The following is a 15,790-nucleotide window of genomic DNA, read 5'->3' as shown; positions in this document are numbered from 1 at the left end:
GCCTGATATGAGCGAGACCGCCGAGGATCTGCGGCAGGTTTACCACGTCGTGCTCAACGACGAGGAGCAGTACTCGATCTGGCCGGCCGACCGGGAGCTGCCCGCGGGCTGGCGGGCCGAGGGCACGTCCGGCCCGGAGCAGGAGTGCCTGGAGCACATCGAGCAGGTGTGGACCGACATGCGGCCGGCGAGCCTGCGCCGGTTCATGGCCGAGCACGCCGACGACGTGCCCGCCGCGGACGACCTGTTCGCCGACGAGGGCCCGACGCTGGTCGACCGGCTCAGCCAGGGCGAGCACCCGGTCGAGGCGAGCCTGCGGCCCGAGCGCAGCCTGTCCGCCCTGCGCGAGGCGCTGGACCGCGGCTATGTGTTCGTCCGGTTCACCGGGACCGAGGGCGGCACCGAGCTCGGCGTCCAGCTCGACGGCGACGTCGACCTGGCCGGCGCCGACTTCGCCGCGGCCTCCGGCACCGTCGCGCTGACCGGCACGCTCACCCTGGACTTCGAGCCGGTGCGCTGCCACGCCAAGATCGACCTGGCCACCCTGGCCGGCACCGGACGGCTCGAGCGTGTCGGCGAGCACTGACGGTGCGCCGGCCGCGGGCCGGTCCGCTACGGCGGGCCGGCCGGTGCGCCGAGTGTGCGTCTTCGCCCAACTGCACGGACCGGGGCTGGGCGACATGGTCCAGCGCAACATGATGCTCTGGCTGCTGCGCCGCGCCCATCCCGACGCCACGGTGACCCTCGTGCTCGGCCCGAAGCTGCGGGCCCAGTACGCGGACTTCCTGGACGCGCACTGCTACGCGACCGATCTGATGATGTGCCCGGACCCGTTCGACACCGATCCGGAGCACTGGAAGGCGTTCCTGGCCGAGCTGCGTGCAAAGGAGTTCGACCTGTGCCTGGTGGACCCCGGTTCACACGGGCTCAGCGCCGAACACGCGCACGCCGCGGGCATCAAGGTCCGGCTGGGCTATCCGCAGGGCCGGCCCGGGGACGCCTACCTCACCACGCCGATCCGGCTCCGGCCGCCGGTGCTGGGCTTTCCCGACCTGTACGACTACGCCAGTGCGCTGTCAGGTGCCTTGCGCATCAAGCCGCCGCTGGCCTCCGAAGCCGTGCCTCCGCTGCCCCGGGAGCCGGAGGACCTGCCGGCGCGGCGCACCGCGGGCCCGCTGATCGCGATCCACGCGGTCGGGCAGCCGCACTGGAACCGGCGCTGGCCCCTGGACCGCTTCGGCGTGCTGGGGGCGCGTCTGGTCCGGGAGTTCGACGCCGAGCTGTGCCTGCTCGGCACGCAGTCGGAGATCAAGGAGCTGACCCGGCTGCGCGAAGGGGTGCTCGCCGAGGCCCCCTCGGCGCACGTCCGGATCGAGGCCGACGCCTCGCTGAACCGCACCGCCAACCTGCTGGCCGGCGCCGACCTGCTGATCGGCAACGACTCCAGCCTGCTGCACGTCGCGGCCGGGGTCGGCACGCCCACCGTGGCGATCCTGGGGCCGACCGGCACCCAGCTGCTGTGGGCCCGGGTGTACCCGCGGCACCGCGGGGTCTCGCTGCACTACCCGTGCCAGGGGATCGTGCACGAGGTGGACGAGGTCGCCGGCCGGGAGTGCGAGTTCCGGTGCACGGTGCCCTATCAGGGGGCTGACGGTCCCTATCCGAGGTGCCTGACCGACCTCGGCGAAGACAAGGTGTTCCAGGAGGCCGCCGCCGAGCTGCGGCTGCGCCCGATGCAGCCAGGAGGAGTCCGTGCCCAGTGACCAGGAGCACAACGCCGGCATCAGAGTGCTGCTGTCCGTCAACTTCAATCATGACGGCTCGGCGGTCCTGCTCGTCGACGGCGCGGTGGCCGGATACGTCAACACCGAGCGTTTCTCCCGGATAAAGAAGCACCCGGGCCTGCGCGAGGAGGACCTCGACGAGCTGCTCGACCAGGCCGGCATCGGGCTGGCCGACGTCGACCTGGTGATGCTGTGCAACCTGCACAACATGGACTCGCCGGACATCGTCACGCTGCACGGGTCGGACCTGAAGGACACCTGGTTCGAGTTCTGGCTGAACCAGGCGCAGAACCAGGCCCAGATCCGCGGGCACCGGCTGGCCGCCGTGGTCAACCCCGACCACCACCTGATCCACGCCGCGACCGCCTACTACACCTCGCCGTTCTCCTCCGGCGTCGCGCTGGCCATCGACCCGGCCGGCTGCCGCGGGTTCATCGGCCAGGAGAACAAGCTGTACCCGGTGCTGCACGACTTCGACGTCTGGTTCAACGCCAACGTCGGCTACACCAGCGTCGCCAAGTTCATGTTCGGCTCCGGGATCGTCGGGGCCGGCAAGGTGATGGCGCTGGCCCCGTACGGCGAGCCGGCCGACCCCGCGCCGGCCCCCGCCGCCATGTCCACCTTCGAGGAACTGATGACGCTGGCGCATCAGGACCCGAAGATCGTCGACGTCGGCGGCCGCAGCCTGAACGCCACGCTGGCCTACTACATCCAGGCCGGCCTGGAGCGCCAGGTGACCCGGGTGTTCAAGGAACTGGGCGAGATCTGCGTGCGCAACGGGCTGGACCGGAACATCGCCATGTCCGGCGGCACCGCGCTGAACGTCGTGGCCAACCAGATCGCCTTCGACGCCGCCGACTTCGACAGCCTGTACCTGCACCCGGCGTGCGGCGACGACGGCACGGCCATCGGCGCGGCCCTGTGGTACTGGCACCACGTGCTCGGCAACCCGCGCCAGGAGCACAAGCCGGCGCAGCAGATGTACTCGGTCCGCGAGTACTCGCCGGAGATGGTGCAGCGCGCGGTCGACAAGCAGTCCGACCGCCTGGTGGTCGAGCAGGTCGCCGACCACGCGGCGCGCGCCGCCGAACTGGTGGCCGGCGGCGCGGTCATCGGCTGGTACCAGGGCGCCAGCGAGGTGGGCCCGCGCGCGCTGGGGCACCGCAGCATCGTGGCCGACCCGCGCGGCGCGGACATCCAGGACCGGATCAACGCCACGATCAAGTTCCGGGAGTTCTTCCGGCCGTTCGCGCCGTCGGTGCTCGACGAGCACTCCAAGGAGTGGTTCGGCATCGACGACAGCCCGTACATGCTGCGGGCCGCGCAGGTGAGCAAACCGGACGTCGTCCCCGGCATCACCCATGTCGACGGATCGGCGCGCATCCAGACCGTGCGCAGCGCGGACAACCCGGACTACCACCGGATGATCAGCGCCTTCCACGAGCGCACCGGCGTGCCGCTGGTGCTGAACACGAGCCTGAACGTCAAGGGCGAGCCGATCGTGGAGACGCCCGAGGACGCGGTGCGCACCCTGCTGGATTCCGAGCTGGACTACCTGGTCCTGCCGAATCTGGTGCTCAGCCGCCGGGGGGAACGGTGACCGTGCCGATCGGGCCGGCGCAGTTGGTCGAGGCGGTCGCCGCCGAACTCGACGGACTGACCGACCAGCCGCTGGAGCTGTACGTCCACGTACCGTTCTGCGCGTCCAAGTGCCACTTCTGCGACTGGGTGACCGACATCCCGGTCAACCGGCTGCGCGGCGACCAGACGGCGCGCAGCCCGTATGTGGCGGCGGTGCGCGAGCAGATCCGCTACTACGGGCCGCTGCTCACCCGGCTCGGGTACCAGCCGCACTGTATGTATTGGGGCGGCGGCACGCCGACCCGGCTGGAACCGGAGGAGATGCGCGCCATCCACGAGGCGCTGGAGGAGTCCTTCGACCTGGCCGGACTGGTGCAGTGGTCGATGGAGACGACGCCGAACGACCTCACCGCAGAGCGGCTGGACACCATGCGCGAGCTGGGGGTGAACCGGGTCAGCGTGGGTGTGCAGTCACTGGATCCGGCGCAGCTGCGCCGGGCCGGCCGGGCGCACAACCGCGATCAGGCGCTGGCCGCGATCGACCTGCTGCGCGCGGCCGGCATCGAGAACTTCAACGTGGACCTGATCAGCAGCTTCCCCGGCGAGACCTCGACGGCCGGGCTGGCCGCCACGCTGGAGACGATCCTGGAGCGCAACCCGCCGCACGTCTCGGTCTACCCCTACCGGGCGACCCCCAAGACGGTCATGGCGATGCAGCTGGACCGGGAGCAGATGGAAGCCTGGGACGTGGGCAGCATGATCGAGGCCTACGAACTGGCCATGGAAATGCTCACCGCCGCCGGATACCACGAGTACTGCCACGGGTACTGGGTCCGCCGGGCCGAGGACGAGGACGTCGACGGCAACTACAAGTACGACCTGGCCGGCGACAAGATCGGCTTCGGCTCCGGGGCGGAGTCGCTGCTGGGCCATCACATGCTGCTCAACCCCAGCGCGCAGTACGCGGACTATCTGCGGGCCCCGCTGCAGTTCGCCCACGCCGAGCGCTTCAGCCTGGAGGAGCCCGAGCGGCTCACCGCCCTGGTCGGCGGCGCGCTGATGACCCGCGAGGGCGTCGACTTCGCGCGCTTCCGCCGGCTCACCGGGTTCGGGTTCGACGAACTGCGCACCACCCGGCACTTCGCCGCCTGGCTCGACCTGCTCCAGGAGTGCGGGGGCCGGTTCGTCGAGGACGAGCGCGGCTTCCGGATGGAGCGGGCCGTGATCCACAAGGCCTACATCACCCACCTGGCATACACCATGTCGCACGGCCTGGCCCTGGCCCGGGGCTGAGCCGCGCGAAGCGATGGAAGGAAGTACGTCCGTGTCCCCGACGATCACCGCCTGGCCGGAGGCCGTCCGCAGGTCCTACGCCCAGCTGATCGACGCGCTCACCGCGACCGGCGCGGTTCAGCAGGCGCGGGAGTGCGCCGAGCTGGCCGTGCGGCAGGGGTTGTGGCGGGACCCGTCGCAGCGTCCGGTCCAGTACGTCCCGGCCCTGGACCCGGTCCCGGTCTACGACGCCTCCGACTTCTGGTTCTGCTCGTACCTGGAGGAGAACCAGCCCCTGATCACCGCCGAGCTGGACGCGGTCACCGACCCGGCCCGCTCGGGGTTCCTCCCGGTCGAGGAACCGCTGCTCGGCGCCGGCCGCTGGGACCAGGTGACCTTCTACGAGGCCGGCGTCCGCTTCCAGGACGCCTGCGAGCGCTTCCCGGTCACGGCCTCGATCATCGACGGCATCCCTGAGGCGGCCGCGGCCGGCGCCGGCGTGGTGACCCTGTCCTGGCTGTATCCGGGCACGCACATCATCCCGCACTGCGGCGGCACCAACGCCCGCCTGCGCGTGCACCTGGGCATCCGGGTGCCCGGCGGGGCCCGGCTGCGGGTCGGGGAGGAGACGCTGGTCTGGGAGGAGGGCCGCAGCTTCGTGTTCGACGACTCCTTCGAGCACGAGGTCTGGCACGAGGGCGACGGCCCCCGGGTGATCCTTCTGATGGACGTGACCCACCCGAAGCTGGACGACGCGACCCGCGAGCGGATGCTCGACTCCCGCACCTCTTATGAGGAGCGCGTCGGCGGCTTCATGCGCGAGCGCGGCCTGAGCCGGATCGAGGCCGACGGCGAGGATCTGCGCGTGGCGCTGGACTCCGGGACGGCGGCGCAGGTCTCGCGGTACCTGCGGGAGCGGGACGTGAGCGGCGTCGAGCTGCGCGACGGGGCCCTGGTCTTCGACACCCACCCGGCTGCCGGCGCCTGAGGCGGCGCGGCTCGCGGTTACGAAAGGACGCACGATGGCACCACAGCAGGATTCGGCGGCGACGGCGGCTTCGGCAGCAGGATCGGCCGCGGCTTCGGCGCCGGCAGCAGGATCGGCCTCGGCCTCGGCGCCAGCGCCGGTCACGCGCGACGCCGACGGGTGGTCGGACCTGGACCGGGCCGCCGGCCGCGGCGACGCCGAAGCGGTCCGCAGGCTGCTCGAAGCCGGGGCCGACCCCCTGGCCGCGACGCCGGACGGCCGCACCCCGTACCTGATCGCCCTGGCGGCCGGCCACCTCGACGCCGCCCGCGCGCTGCGCGAGGCCGAGGACGTGGCTGATCCGGCGGCCCTGCGAGACCGGTCGTGGGGTCCGTATTGCCGTGCCTACCCGCTGTCCGAGCTGAGCGCGTTCGCGGGCTGGCCGCAGCCGGCCTCCTCGGCCGAGGCGCTGGTCTACCTGCACGACGACCTCACGGTGACCGAGCAGGCCTGGCCCGGCGAGGGCGTCCTGTTCGGCGCGGACCTCGTCTCGCCGGAGTGGGAGGCGTTCTGCCGGGATCAGCTGGGCTTCGCGGTGCCCGACGACTTCGATCTGGCCGCGCCCGCGCCCCTGTCCGCCCCCGGATCCGGGGGCGCAGGTGGCTGATCACTCACCGCGGCAGGGCCTTGATCCGCTCGTAGAGCTCGACGTCCGCGGTGTAGTACTCGGCGACCAGTTCGCGGTCGCGGTCGCTGAGACGGGCCGAGATCAGGGCGGCCTCGGCGCTCTGCCCGCGGTGGTGGTGCCGGACCGGACCGGGCAGGCCGAACTCGGCGGACAGCGCGGCGTAGTCCGCGTCCAGTTCCTCGAAGCGCAGCCAGCGCTCCACCGGCATGGTCGGCAGCAGGAACGTCGACTGCGGCGTCAGGTGCTCGTCCAGCGGCCGGTAGTCGCCGCGGTGCAGCAGGTCGAGCTGCTGCTCGACGAAGTCGGCGAACGGCAGCGTCTGGGCCGGCGTGCCGTGGAACTCCAGCATCGCCGAGCGCCAGCGGGCCACCGGTTCGCGCACCACGGCGAACACGGTGATGCCCGCCGGGACCGGTCGGGTGCGGTGGGCCGTGGTGTACCGGAAGCCGTTGGGCAGCAGCAGGCGCTGGAAGCTGGTGCTCGCGTTCTTGGGGATGTTCACGTACAGGACGTGTCCGGCCGGGCTGAGATAACCGCCGCCCAGCCGGTAGCCGCGGTCGAAGGGATAGAGGTCCTTGGCCAGGGCGGTCACGGCGGTGCTTCCTTCCGGTCAGCGCTCGTGGGCGCATCCGTCTAAAGGGGAATCAGACATGGAAAGCATGGGGCCTGCGGGTATCCGGGCGGCCGGCCCGGCGGGCGGCACCGATCAGGTCGAGCTTCTGCGCAAGCAGTATGAGGCACTGATCTGCGAGCTGCTGGGCCGGGGCCGGGGCGAGCAAGCGTATCAGATTGCTGATATAGCGGTCGCGCAGGGACTGTGGGAGGAGCGGCTGCACCGGCCGATCACCCTGCACCCGGCGACCGGCAGCGAGCCGTTCTTCGACCCGGCGGACTTCTGGTTCCTGGACCTGCTGGCCGAGAACTGGCCGCAGGTGCGCGCCGAGATCGACAGCGTCGCCGACCCGGTCGCGGCCGGTATGTCGACCGCCGGCCTGGACGGTTCCAGCGTGCGCGGCGGCAAGTGGCACCAGCTGATGTTCTGGGACCGGGGCCGGCGCTTCGAGCGGGCGCACGAGCTGTTCCCGGTGACCGCCGAACTGCTCTCGGCCATCCCGGAGGCCACCGAGTTCGGCAACGGCTTCGTCATGCTCTCCTGGCTCCAGCCGGGCACCTGGATCGCCCCGCACTGCGGCCCGACGAACTCCAAGGCCCGCACCCACTTCTGCATCCGCACCGACCCGAAGGCGCGCATGCGCGTCGGCGATCAGGAACGCGGCTGGGAGGACGGACAGAGCTTCGTGTTCGACGACTCCTTCGAGCACGAGGTCTGGCACGAGGGCGACGGCCCGCGCGTGGTGCTGCTCATCGACGTCCCCAACCCGCGCCTGGTCGACGCCGAGCGCGTCCGCCGCCAGGACCAGGCCGCCTGGACCGAGGAGATGCAGACGTTCATGTCCGCGATGCAGCTGAGCCGGGTGAGCCGGGAGGCCGAGGGCGTCAGCACCGTGTTCTCCGAGCCGGTCCTGGAGTTCATCGAGTCCTACCTGGACACCCGCGACCTGCAGGCCGTCGAGTTCCGGCACGGGGCACTGCAGGTCACGCCGGCTTCGGCCTCGGCTTCGGGGAGGCAGCGAGTATGACCGTTCAGCACAGTGGTGTGTCGGTCGACGCGTTGGCATCCACCGTCCGAGCCCACGCGCGAGCACGCCCTCAGTCGCCGGCCATCGCAGAACCCGGCTTCGACCTCGACTACGGCGAGCTCGCGGCACGCGCCGCCGGGCTGTGCCGCGAACTGACGGCCGCAGGGGTGCGGACCGGCGGGGTCGTGGCCGCAGCGGTCTACGCCCTCGGTGATCTCGCGGTCGCTGCCGTCGCGGCGGCCGAGCTGGGAGCCGTGCTCTACCCCTTCGACATCCGCAAGGCGCCGGAGCTGCGCGCCGCCCGGATCGAGATGCTCGGCGTGGACGCCGTGGTGCTGGCCGGGTTCCCCGACGGTCCGTGGACCGGGGACCGACCGGTCATCCACCTCGACGAGGTCGAGCCCGGGCAGCCTGAGGAGATCGGCACTCGCGAGCCCGCGGGCCTACCGGAGTTCGCGTTCGAGGCCGACGACCAGGACTGGGTCGCGCGTCCGGCCGCCACCCAGGTCGCGGCCTCGGTCGCGGCGATCGCGGCGGGCCTGGACCTGACCGCCGACGACCGGGTCCTGCTGGTCGGCCTCCCGCACGCCGCGCCGGTACTGGCCGGTCTGCTCGCGGGTCTGCTGGCCGGGGCGACCGCGGTTGCCCCAGGGCGCGCGGTATCAGAGGGCGACGATCTGCTCGCGGCCCTGACCGCTCGTTCGGCCACCGTGTTGGTGTCCGCGGCTCGGCCGGCGAGCCTGCTCGCCGATGTCGCAGCGGCCGACCAGGCGACGCTTCCGACGCTGCGCGCGGTGCTGCTGCTCGACGACCGCCCGCCGGCCCGGCTGGCCGGCCTGCTCCGCCGGGCGGCGGGCTCCGACCTGGAACTGTTCGCCGTGCGCGGCGCGATTCAGGACGACGCTGTCGAGGTCCGGCCGCTGGTCGAGCCGTCCGCAAACGGCCTGTCCGGCCCCGCGGCGATTGAAGCACTCGTCGAGGAATGGACGACGGTGCGGATGGCCCGGGTGACCCACGCCCGCGACGGCCGGACCGTGGTGTTCGTCGAGACGGTCACCGGGGTCCGGATCGATGGCGACGACCTGCTCGCCGCGCTGCGTGCGCGTGCAGAAGAGGCCGGGATCGACGCCGACGCGCTTCCCGCCCTAGTGGTCACCGTCCCGGCGCTTCCGGTCACCGCGTCCGGAGTGGTGCACCGCAGCAACCTGGCGGCCCGGGCCGAAACGCTGCTGGGGTCCGTGCAGTCCGAGCCCGCGCCGATGCCCTCGGGCTCTGACTCGGCCTCGGCCTCGGCCCCCCAGCCGGACCCCGCGCAGCAGCCCGACGACCCCGGCCCGCACCGCATCCTCACCGCCGTGGCCACCGCGCTCGGCATCCCGGGCCTGAGCCCGCAGCTGAGCCTGTTCGAGGTCGGCGCGACCTCCCTGGAGATCATCCGCGTCATCTCCGACCTCGAAGCCGACCTCGGGTTCGAGGCCGACCTCGACGAACTGCTCGACGCGCCGCGCGTGCAGACCCTGATCGACCAGTACCTCGCCGGTCGCAGCCGTCCGGCTCCGATCCCGGCCCGGGCGGAGGCGCCGTGAACATCATCGGGATATCAGCCTTCTACCACGACTCGGCCTGCGCCCTGGTGCAGGACGGCGAGCTGGTGGCGGCGGTCCAGGAGGAGCGCTTCACCCGGCGCAGGTTCGACAAGAGCGTGCCGCTGTACGCCTACCGCGCCTGCCTGGAGCACGCCGGGCTGACCCCGGCGGACATCGACTGCGTCGCGTACTACGAGGACCCGGTCAAGAAGCTGGGCCGCCAGCTGTGGATGGAGCTGCCGCGCCTGGGCGCCGCGGCCAACCCGCCGGTGCTGGACGCGACCCACCCCGAGCGCGAGATCCGCGAGCGGCTGGGCTTCGACGGCCGCTTCGAGGTGGTCGACCACCACGAGGCGCACGCGGCGACCGCCTTCTACAGCTCCGGATTCCCCAGCGCGGCGCTGTTCACCGCCGACGCCGTGGGGGAGTGGGCGACCACCAGCTACGGCGTCGGCGACGACGACGGCGTGCGCCTGCTGGAGGAGGTGGCGTTCCCGCACTCGCTGGGCCTGTTCTACAGCGTCGTCACCTCGTTCCTGGGCTTCGCGGTCAACAGCGACGAGTACAAGGTGATGGGGCTGGCCTCCTACGGCAAGCCGCGGATGCGCGAGCTGCTGGAGACCATGGTGCTCTCCGACGAGGGCGGCCAGTTCCGGCTGGACCAGCGCTACTTCGACCTGCGCTCGGCCGGGCGCATGTACACCGACCAGCTCGCCGAGCTGCTCGGCATGCCGCCGCGGCGGTCCCGCGACGAGGTGGCCGGCGAGCACGAGGACCTGGCCGCCAGCATCCAGTCGCTGACCGAGGACCTGCTGCTCGGCAAGCTCGAGTATCTCCACACCCTGACTCCCTCGCCGAACCTGTGCTACTCCGGCGGCGTGGCGCTCAACTGTGTCGCGAACACCCGGGTGCGCCGCAAGGGCCCGTTCACCGAGTGGTTCATCCCGCCGTCGCCCGGCGACTCCGGATCCGCGGCCGGCGCGGCGCAGCTGGTCCACCACCGGCTGACCGGCCGGCGCGGCACGCGGCGCCTGACCGACGCCCGGCTCGGTCCGAAGGGCGCCCCGTCGGCGCTGGCCGGTGTGCTGGACGCGGCCGGGGTCCACTACGAGGACTACACCGGCCGGGAGTCCGAGCTGCTGACCGCCACCGCCACCCTGCTGACCCAGGGCAAGGTGATCGGCTGGCACCAGGGCCGGATGGAGTTCGGCCCGCGGGCCCTGGGCAGCCGCTCGATCCTCGGCGATCCGCGCGACGGCACCATGCGCGACCAGATCAACATGCTGGTGAAGAAGCGCGAGGAGTTCCGGCCCTTCGCCCCCGCGGTGGCCGCCGAGCACGCCGAGCGGTACTTCGACCTGGACGTGCCCTCGCCGTTCATGCTGGAGACCGTCGCCGTGCTGCCCGACGCGCACCTGCCGGCGGTCACCCACGTCGACGGCTCGGCGCGGGTGCAGACCGTGACGGCCGAGGACGACGCCCTGTTCCACGCGCTGCTCGTCAGGTTCGGCGAGCTGACCGGGGTCCCGGTGCTGCTGAACACCTCCTTCAACGTCAAGGGCGAGCCGATCGTCGGCGACGAGCTCGACGCGCTGTCGTGCTTCCTGCGGGCCCGGCTGCACACCCTGGTGGCCGGACCGCTCGTGGTCCACCGGGAGGATGTGCCGCCGGCCTGGTACGGATACGCGGACCAGGCGGCGAGATATCACGCTCCCGCGGTGTCCGCGGACGCCTACACGTTCTTCGTCTAGTCCGCCTCCGAAGGAGACGCCCTCGTGGAAGACCAGTTCCCGGCGCGACAGGCCGCGGACACCCTGGCCCGCCTGCTCGCCGACCAGCGCGGCACGGAGACGGTCCTGGCCCTGCAGCGCTTCGGCGCCGCCGCGGCCAACCGCACGCCCGGACCCTCCATGCCGTCCAGGCCGTCCATGCCCTCCGGCCCGGCCGCCGGTCGCCGGCCCCGCTTCATCGGGGTCTGGGAGATCGTCGACACCCCGGCGGGCCCGGGCCTGCGGCGGCGGAGCAAGACGCCGCTGTGGGAGAGCAGCGTGTGGTCGGCCGAGGGCGACGTCCCCGGCAAGGGCGACGCGCGCCGGGTGATCGTGCTCGGCGAGTCCGTCGCCCGCGGCTATCTGCTGGATCCGGTGTTCACACCGACCGCCGCGCTGCGGCACTATCTGGACGCCAGGGTCGGCGCCGGCAGCTATCAGTGCGTGGACCTGGCCCAGGTCAGCATCCGGCTGCCCGCGCTGCGCCTGATGGTGCGCAACAGCCGGCACCTGGATCCGGACGTGCTGGTGGTGTTCGCCGGCAACAACTGGACCACGACCTCCGACGACGTGCCGCGCACCGACTATCCGGCCGACATCGCCGAGGTGCTGCGCCGGCACGGCTATGCCGGACTGCGCGACGCGCTGCTGAAGGACTTCGTCCTGCCTCAGGCCGCCGAACTGCTCCGGGAGTTGGTACGGCTGCGCGACGAGGCGGGGGTGCAGCCGGTCTTCGTGCTTCCGGAGTTCAACCTGAGCGGCTGGTCCGCGCTCGGCGCCGGGGTGGCCGAGATCGACGTGCCGATGCTGCCGGATGCGGCGCTGATGCGCTGGTACGAGGCGCGCGCCGAGGCGGTCGCGGCCCTGGCGGCGGCCGACTGGCCGCGGGTGCGTGCGCTGGCCGAGCAGATGGCCGAGTTGGACCAGGGCACCAGTCCGGTGCCCGGATTCCTGCTCGGCCGGGCCCTGGAGGCGGCCGGCGAGCCCACCGCGGCGCGCGAGGCCTACGAACGGGCGCGGGACAGTGTGCACAGCCTGCCGGTCAAGCACCTGCCCCGGATCTCGCGAGCGGTGCAGGACTTCATCCGCGACTTCTGCCGCAGCAACGAGATCACCTTGGTCGACCTCACCAAGGAACTGGGACCCGAGGGCCTGCCCGACCCGCGGCACTTCCTGGACTACTGCCACATGAGCCTGAGCGGCATCACCATCGCGATGGCCAAGACCGCCGAGGTGATCACCGGTGGCGGCGCGATCACCGCGGCCGATGCTGTCGGTGCGGCCGCTGCGGGCGCCGGTGCCGGGGCCAAGGCCGGTGCCGATGCTGCCGCCACCGCTGCCGGTTCGGCCCCGGCGCAGGCGGCCGTGCCCGCCGCCGGCATACCCGGCCCAGAAGTCGGCGCCTGGCCCGAGGCGGTCAGCCTGGTCCTGGCCGGCACCTACAACTCCTTCTCGGGCCAGCCGGCCGAGTCCGTGGCCGCCTACCTGCGCCGCGCTCTGGAGGTCTGCCCGGAGGTCAAGGATCTGATGATCGCCCTGGGTCGCCTGCTGGACCGCCCCGGCGGCCCGCTGTGGAGCGGCGCTGACTTCGCCCAGGTGATCAGCGAGCCCAACGCGGCCGGCAGCTTCGAGCGGCTGGGCGAATACCGCCCGGACAAGTCGCGGCTGTGGACGCTGCGTGAGGCCATGGCACAGGTCCTCGGTCCCGAGCACGTCGCATTGACTGGCGCGACCGGCGCGACCGGCGCGACCGGCTCGGCCGGCGGGCGCCGGGAACTGCTCGACATCGCCACCACCCTGCTCGGCGTCGGCGCCGTGCCGAACTTCACCGAGCCGCGCTGCTATCTGCAGGCGAACACCGCCGCCACCCGGATCACCTTCGCCCTGGACACCCCGGCGGACAGCCTGCTGCGGCTGACCCACCGGCGGCGCGAGGGCGGCCCGCAGGCGGCCGTCGTCCTGGTCAACGGCGTCGAGTCCGGACGGTTCGAGGCGGTCCGGGGGTGGAAGGCCACTGAGATCGCGGTTCCGGCCTCGGCCCTGCGCCCCGGCGCCAACCTGGTGGAAATCGGCTGGCCCGGTCCCGCGGTCGGCTGGGAGACCCGGATCGCCGAGGACACCGCCGCGCTGGCCCGGGGCGAGCAGCCCTACGTGCTGCCGATCTTCGGGGAGCTGTTCAGCGTCACGATCGAGAGCGCCCTGTGAACGACGAAGAACGCAAGACGGTGGAACTGTTCACCGAACACCTCCGGCTCACACCGCTGGACCCGGAGGCCGACGCCGCAGACCTGCACGCCGCCTACGGCGATCCGGACGTCACCGGACCCTGGCTCGACGAGCCGGCCTCGGACGGCCCGGAGCAGACCCGGGAGCGGCTGGCCGAGCGGCTGGCTCCGACCGGCACTCGGATCTGGACGGTGCGCCGGCTCGAGGAGGACACCGCGCTGGGGCTGGTCGAGCTGGTCGGCGGCGGGCAGGTGCCGTGGCTGGGCTGGATGCTTCGCAAGTCGCACTGGCGCCAGGGGATCATGAGCGAGGCGGTGACCGCCGTCGTGGAGCACGTGCTCCTCGCCGAGGGCGTCCCGATGCTCGAAGCCTGGGCCAACGCCTCGAACACCGGCTCCATCCGGGTCGCCGAGCGTGCCGGCCTGACCGAGCGCGGCCGGTTCGCAGTGCCCGACGCACAAGCCGAGACCGGGATGCGGGAGAAGGTCGTGCTCGGCCGGACCGGGCCCGGGGTGTGGACCGCGTTCCACGCCGTCCACATCCTGCTGCCGGTGCGCGATGTCGAAGCCACCCTGGCCTTCCTGGACTCCGCGCTGGGCGTCACCGCCGGCTTCCGGGTCGGGCCGCCCGGGGCGCCGGCCAGGTACGCCTCGGCGAAGCTGTGGCCCTGGTCCAACGGCCCGAGCCTGCGGCTGCGCGCCACCCCGCGCAAACCGATCACGCCGGTGACGGTACTGCTCGACAGCGCGGTACCGGTGGCTGAGCTGTACGACCGGGTGGTGGCGGCCGGCGGGACCACCGAGGGGCCGCCGGTCCGCGAGGAGTGGGGCGACACAGAGTTCTGCTGCGTGCTCCCCGAAGGGCACCGGTTGGAGATCACCGGTCCGGCCTGAGCCGGATCGGTGGACCGGAGGGGAAGACGGGCGCGGAGCGAAGGCAAGGAGGAGGAGTGTCTCAGAACGTGGCGACAAGACCCCGGGTCCGGTGGCGCGGCCAGGGAACCTGGCTGCGCACCGCGGAGCCCGTGGGGCGTGCTGCATCGGCCGAACCCGCGGTGAGCCTGGTGTGCGCGCCGCACGCCGGGGGCGGAGCCGCGGCCTTCGCGGCGTGGCGCGCGCTGCTGCCGGAGGCCGTGGCGCTGCACGCGGTGCAGCTGCCGGGGCGGGAGGACCGGTTCGGCGAGCCGCTGACGACCGACCTGGACCAGGCCGCCGCCTCGGTGCTGCCCGACGTGCTGGCGCTGCCCGCGCAGCGGCCGATCGTGCTGTTCGGGCACAGCATGGGCGGGTTGCTGGCGTACGCGTTGGCCCGCCGGCTCCAGGACGCCGGACGGCCGGCGGCGCACGTGGTGATCTCGGCATGTCTGCCGGACCACGACCGCGTACCCCGGACGGCCATCGCCGGCCTGCCCGCCGCGCAGTTCGTCACCGAGCTCGCGCGCTTCGGCGGCCTGCCGGCCGAACTCGCCGAGGCGCCGGACATCCTGGACGCGTTCCTGCCGACGTTGCGCGCCGACATGAGAATGACCGAGACGTACACCCCCGAAGGCTCGATAACGGCTCCGCTGACGGTGTTCGCGGGCGCTTCGGACCACACCGCACCCAGGGACGCCCTCGTGCATTGGCACCGCCTTGCCGCATCAGAGTTCGATGTTAGGGTGTTCCCCGGTTCGCACTTCTACCTGGACGTCCAGCCGGACTTGGTGGTTGCGGCCATCTGCCGGATCATCGAAGGGCTGGGGCGATGACCTTGACGAACACCCGGATCGCGGCGGTTTCCGCGGTGGCAGCGGCGGTCCTTCTGGCCGCCGGCTGCTCCTCTTCTTCCTCCTCCTCGCACGCCTCGGCCGGATCGTCCTCCGCGAGCGCCTCGACGCCGGTTTCCAAGGCACTGATAAAGCAGTATCTGGACTCTGAGAAGACGGTGCTGACCGCCATCCAGACCGGCGCCGACAAGATGAAGGCGCTCAAGGCGCCGGCGGCGGCGAGCGACGTGCAGGCGGCCCTGCAGCCGATGGTCTCCGCCACCCAGACCTTCGACCAGCAGATCGGCGCCATGCCCTGGCCGGCCGCGCTGCAGAGCAAGGTGAGCGCGCTGCAGGACGCCGACGGCGCCTGGCTGAAGGCGGCCACCGGCCTGATGGGCACCCTGACCGGCCCGGTGCCCCCGGACAAGGTCACCGGCGCGCTGAACGGGCCCTACGACGGGCAGGTCGCCGCCGTCGACCACTTGCGGGCGGCGATGAACCTGCCCTCGCTGTGAGGCGAGACGACCTCT

14 protein-coding genes are annotated in these 15,790 nt (G+C 72.2%); 13 read left to right on the top strand and 1 reads right to left on the bottom strand.

All coding sequences use genetic code 11. The annotated features are described in order from the left end of the window. Nucleotides 1–7 precede the first annotated feature (7 nt). From ABIA35_RS06345 to ABIA35_RS06320, 6 genes are read left to right on the top strand one after another with little or no spacing between them, the layout of a single operon-like run. Nucleotides 8–586, top strand: coding sequence for an MbtH family protein (locus ABIA35_RS06345; RefSeq protein WP_370357240.1), 579 nt, complete (start codon nucleotides 8–10; stop codon nucleotides 584–586). Beyond that, nucleotides 570–1,763 carry a glycosyltransferase family 9 protein gene (locus ABIA35_RS06340; protein ID WP_370357239.1) on the top strand — a complete coding sequence of 398 codons (1,194 nt, stop codon included), beginning with the start codon at nucleotides 570–572 and terminating at the stop codon, nucleotides 1,761–1,763. Before ABIA35_RS06345 ends, ABIA35_RS06340 begins: the two co-directional genes overlap by 17 nt. Beyond that, nucleotides 1,753–3,384, top strand: coding sequence for a carbamoyltransferase C-terminal domain-containing protein (locus tag ABIA35_RS06335; protein ID WP_370357238.1), 1,632 nt, complete (start codon nucleotides 1,753–1,755; stop codon nucleotides 3,382–3,384). The genes ABIA35_RS06340 and ABIA35_RS06335 overlap by 11 nt, the downstream gene beginning before the upstream one ends. Continuing rightward, on the top strand, nucleotides 3,381–4,658 hold the full coding sequence (locus ABIA35_RS06330; protein ID WP_370357237.1) for a coproporphyrinogen-III oxidase family protein: 1,278 nt from the start codon (nucleotides 3,381–3,383) through the stop codon (nucleotides 4,656–4,658). The genes ABIA35_RS06335 and ABIA35_RS06330 overlap by 4 nt, the downstream gene beginning before the upstream one ends. A gap of 31 nt (nucleotides 4,659–4,689) precedes the next feature. Continuing rightward, nucleotides 4,690–5,625 carry an aspartyl/asparaginyl beta-hydroxylase domain-containing protein gene (locus ABIA35_RS06325; protein ID WP_370357235.1) on the top strand — a complete coding sequence of 312 codons (936 nt, stop codon included), beginning with the start codon at nucleotides 4,690–4,692 and terminating at the stop codon, nucleotides 5,623–5,625. Between the two features lie 34 nt (nucleotides 5,626–5,659). Continuing rightward, complete coding sequence (locus tag ABIA35_RS06320) at nucleotides 5,660–6,271, top strand: ankyrin repeat domain-containing protein (protein ID WP_370357234.1); 612 nt, start codon at nucleotides 5,660–5,662, stop codon at nucleotides 6,269–6,271. A gap of 4 nt (nucleotides 6,272–6,275) precedes the next feature. On the opposite strand, the gene ABIA35_RS06315 is transcribed toward ABIA35_RS06320, so the two are convergent. Continuing rightward, entirely contained in the window at nucleotides 6,276–6,884 is a 609-nt protein-coding gene (locus ABIA35_RS06315; protein ID WP_370357233.1) for a sulfotransferase family 2 domain-containing protein, read from the bottom strand. A gap of 58 nt (nucleotides 6,885–6,942) precedes the next feature. On the opposite strand from ABIA35_RS06315, the gene ABIA35_RS06310 reads away from it, so the two are divergent. The 7 genes from ABIA35_RS06310 to ABIA35_RS06280 all read left to right on the top strand — a co-directional run bounded on the left by ABIA35_RS06310 (nucleotide 6,943) and on the right by ABIA35_RS06280 (nucleotide 15,775). After that, nucleotides 6,943–7,932 carry an aspartyl/asparaginyl beta-hydroxylase domain-containing protein gene (locus ABIA35_RS06310; protein ID WP_370357232.1) on the top strand — a complete coding sequence of 330 codons (990 nt, stop codon included), beginning with the start codon at nucleotides 6,943–6,945 and terminating at the stop codon, nucleotides 7,930–7,932. Beyond that, the gene (locus tag ABIA35_RS06305) at nucleotides 7,929–9,518 is read left to right on the top strand and encodes an AMP-binding protein (RefSeq protein WP_370357231.1); all 1,590 of its coding nucleotides are present in this window, start codon (nucleotides 7,929–7,931) and stop codon (nucleotides 9,516–9,518) included. Before ABIA35_RS06310 ends, ABIA35_RS06305 begins: the two co-directional genes overlap by 4 nt. Then, nucleotides 9,515–11,269 (top strand): carbamoyltransferase, encoded by a 1,755-nt coding sequence (locus ABIA35_RS06300; protein ID WP_370357230.1) that lies wholly within the window; start codon nucleotides 9,515–9,517, stop codon nucleotides 11,267–11,269. Before ABIA35_RS06305 ends, ABIA35_RS06300 begins: the two co-directional genes overlap by 4 nt. Before the next feature lie 24 nt (nucleotides 11,270–11,293). Continuing rightward, nucleotides 11,294–13,492, top strand: a complete 2,199-nt coding sequence (locus ABIA35_RS06295; RefSeq protein WP_370357229.1) for a hypothetical protein — start codon at nucleotides 11,294–11,296, stop codon at nucleotides 13,490–13,492. Then, nucleotides 13,489–14,406 (top strand): GNAT family N-acetyltransferase, encoded by a 918-nt coding sequence (locus ABIA35_RS06290; RefSeq protein ID WP_370357228.1) that lies wholly within the window; start codon nucleotides 13,489–13,491, stop codon nucleotides 14,404–14,406. Before ABIA35_RS06295 ends, ABIA35_RS06290 begins: the two co-directional genes overlap by 4 nt. A 68-nt stretch (nucleotides 14,407–14,474) precedes the next feature. Further along, the gene (locus ABIA35_RS06285; protein WP_370357227.1) at nucleotides 14,475–15,260 is read left to right on the top strand and encodes a thioesterase II family protein; all 786 of its coding nucleotides are present in this window, start codon (nucleotides 14,475–14,477) and stop codon (nucleotides 15,258–15,260) included. Further along, the gene (locus ABIA35_RS06280) at nucleotides 15,257–15,775 is read left to right on the top strand and encodes a hypothetical protein (protein ID WP_370357226.1); all 519 of its coding nucleotides are present in this window, start codon (nucleotides 15,257–15,259) and stop codon (nucleotides 15,773–15,775) included. Before ABIA35_RS06285 ends, ABIA35_RS06280 begins: the two co-directional genes overlap by 4 nt. Nucleotides 15,776–15,790 lie beyond the last annotated feature (15 nt).

Origin of the sequence: Catenulispora sp. MAP12-49 (assembly GCF_041262705.1) — a bacterium.
In the GTDB taxonomy this organism is placed as follows: Bacteria; Actinomycetota; Actinomycetes; order Streptomycetales; family Catenulisporaceae; genus Catenulispora.
Note: the sequence above shows the minus strand (reverse complement) of the source record. Positions and strands in the feature narration are given on the sequence as shown.

Excerpts from the sequence above, each read along its gene's own strand:
- ABIA35_RS06310 (WP_370357232.1), top strand. The coding sequence starts at position 6,943 with ATGGAAAGCATGGGGCCTGCGGGTATCCGGGCGGCCGGCCCGGCGGGC.
- ABIA35_RS06305 (WP_370357231.1), top strand. The coding sequence starts at position 7,929 with ATGACCGTTCAGCACAGTGGTGTGTCGGTCGACGCGTTGGCATCCACC.
- ABIA35_RS06280 (WP_370357226.1), top strand. The coding sequence starts at position 15,257 with ATGACCTTGACGAACACCCGGATCGCGGCGGTTTCCGCGGTGGCAGCG.
- ABIA35_RS06345 (WP_370357240.1), top strand. The coding sequence starts at position 8 with ATGAGCGAGACCGCCGAGGATCTGCGGCAGGTTTACCACGTCGTGCTC.
- ABIA35_RS06320 (WP_370357234.1), top strand. The coding sequence starts at position 5,660 with ATGGCACCACAGCAGGATTCGGCGGCGACGGCGGCTTCGGCAGCAGGA.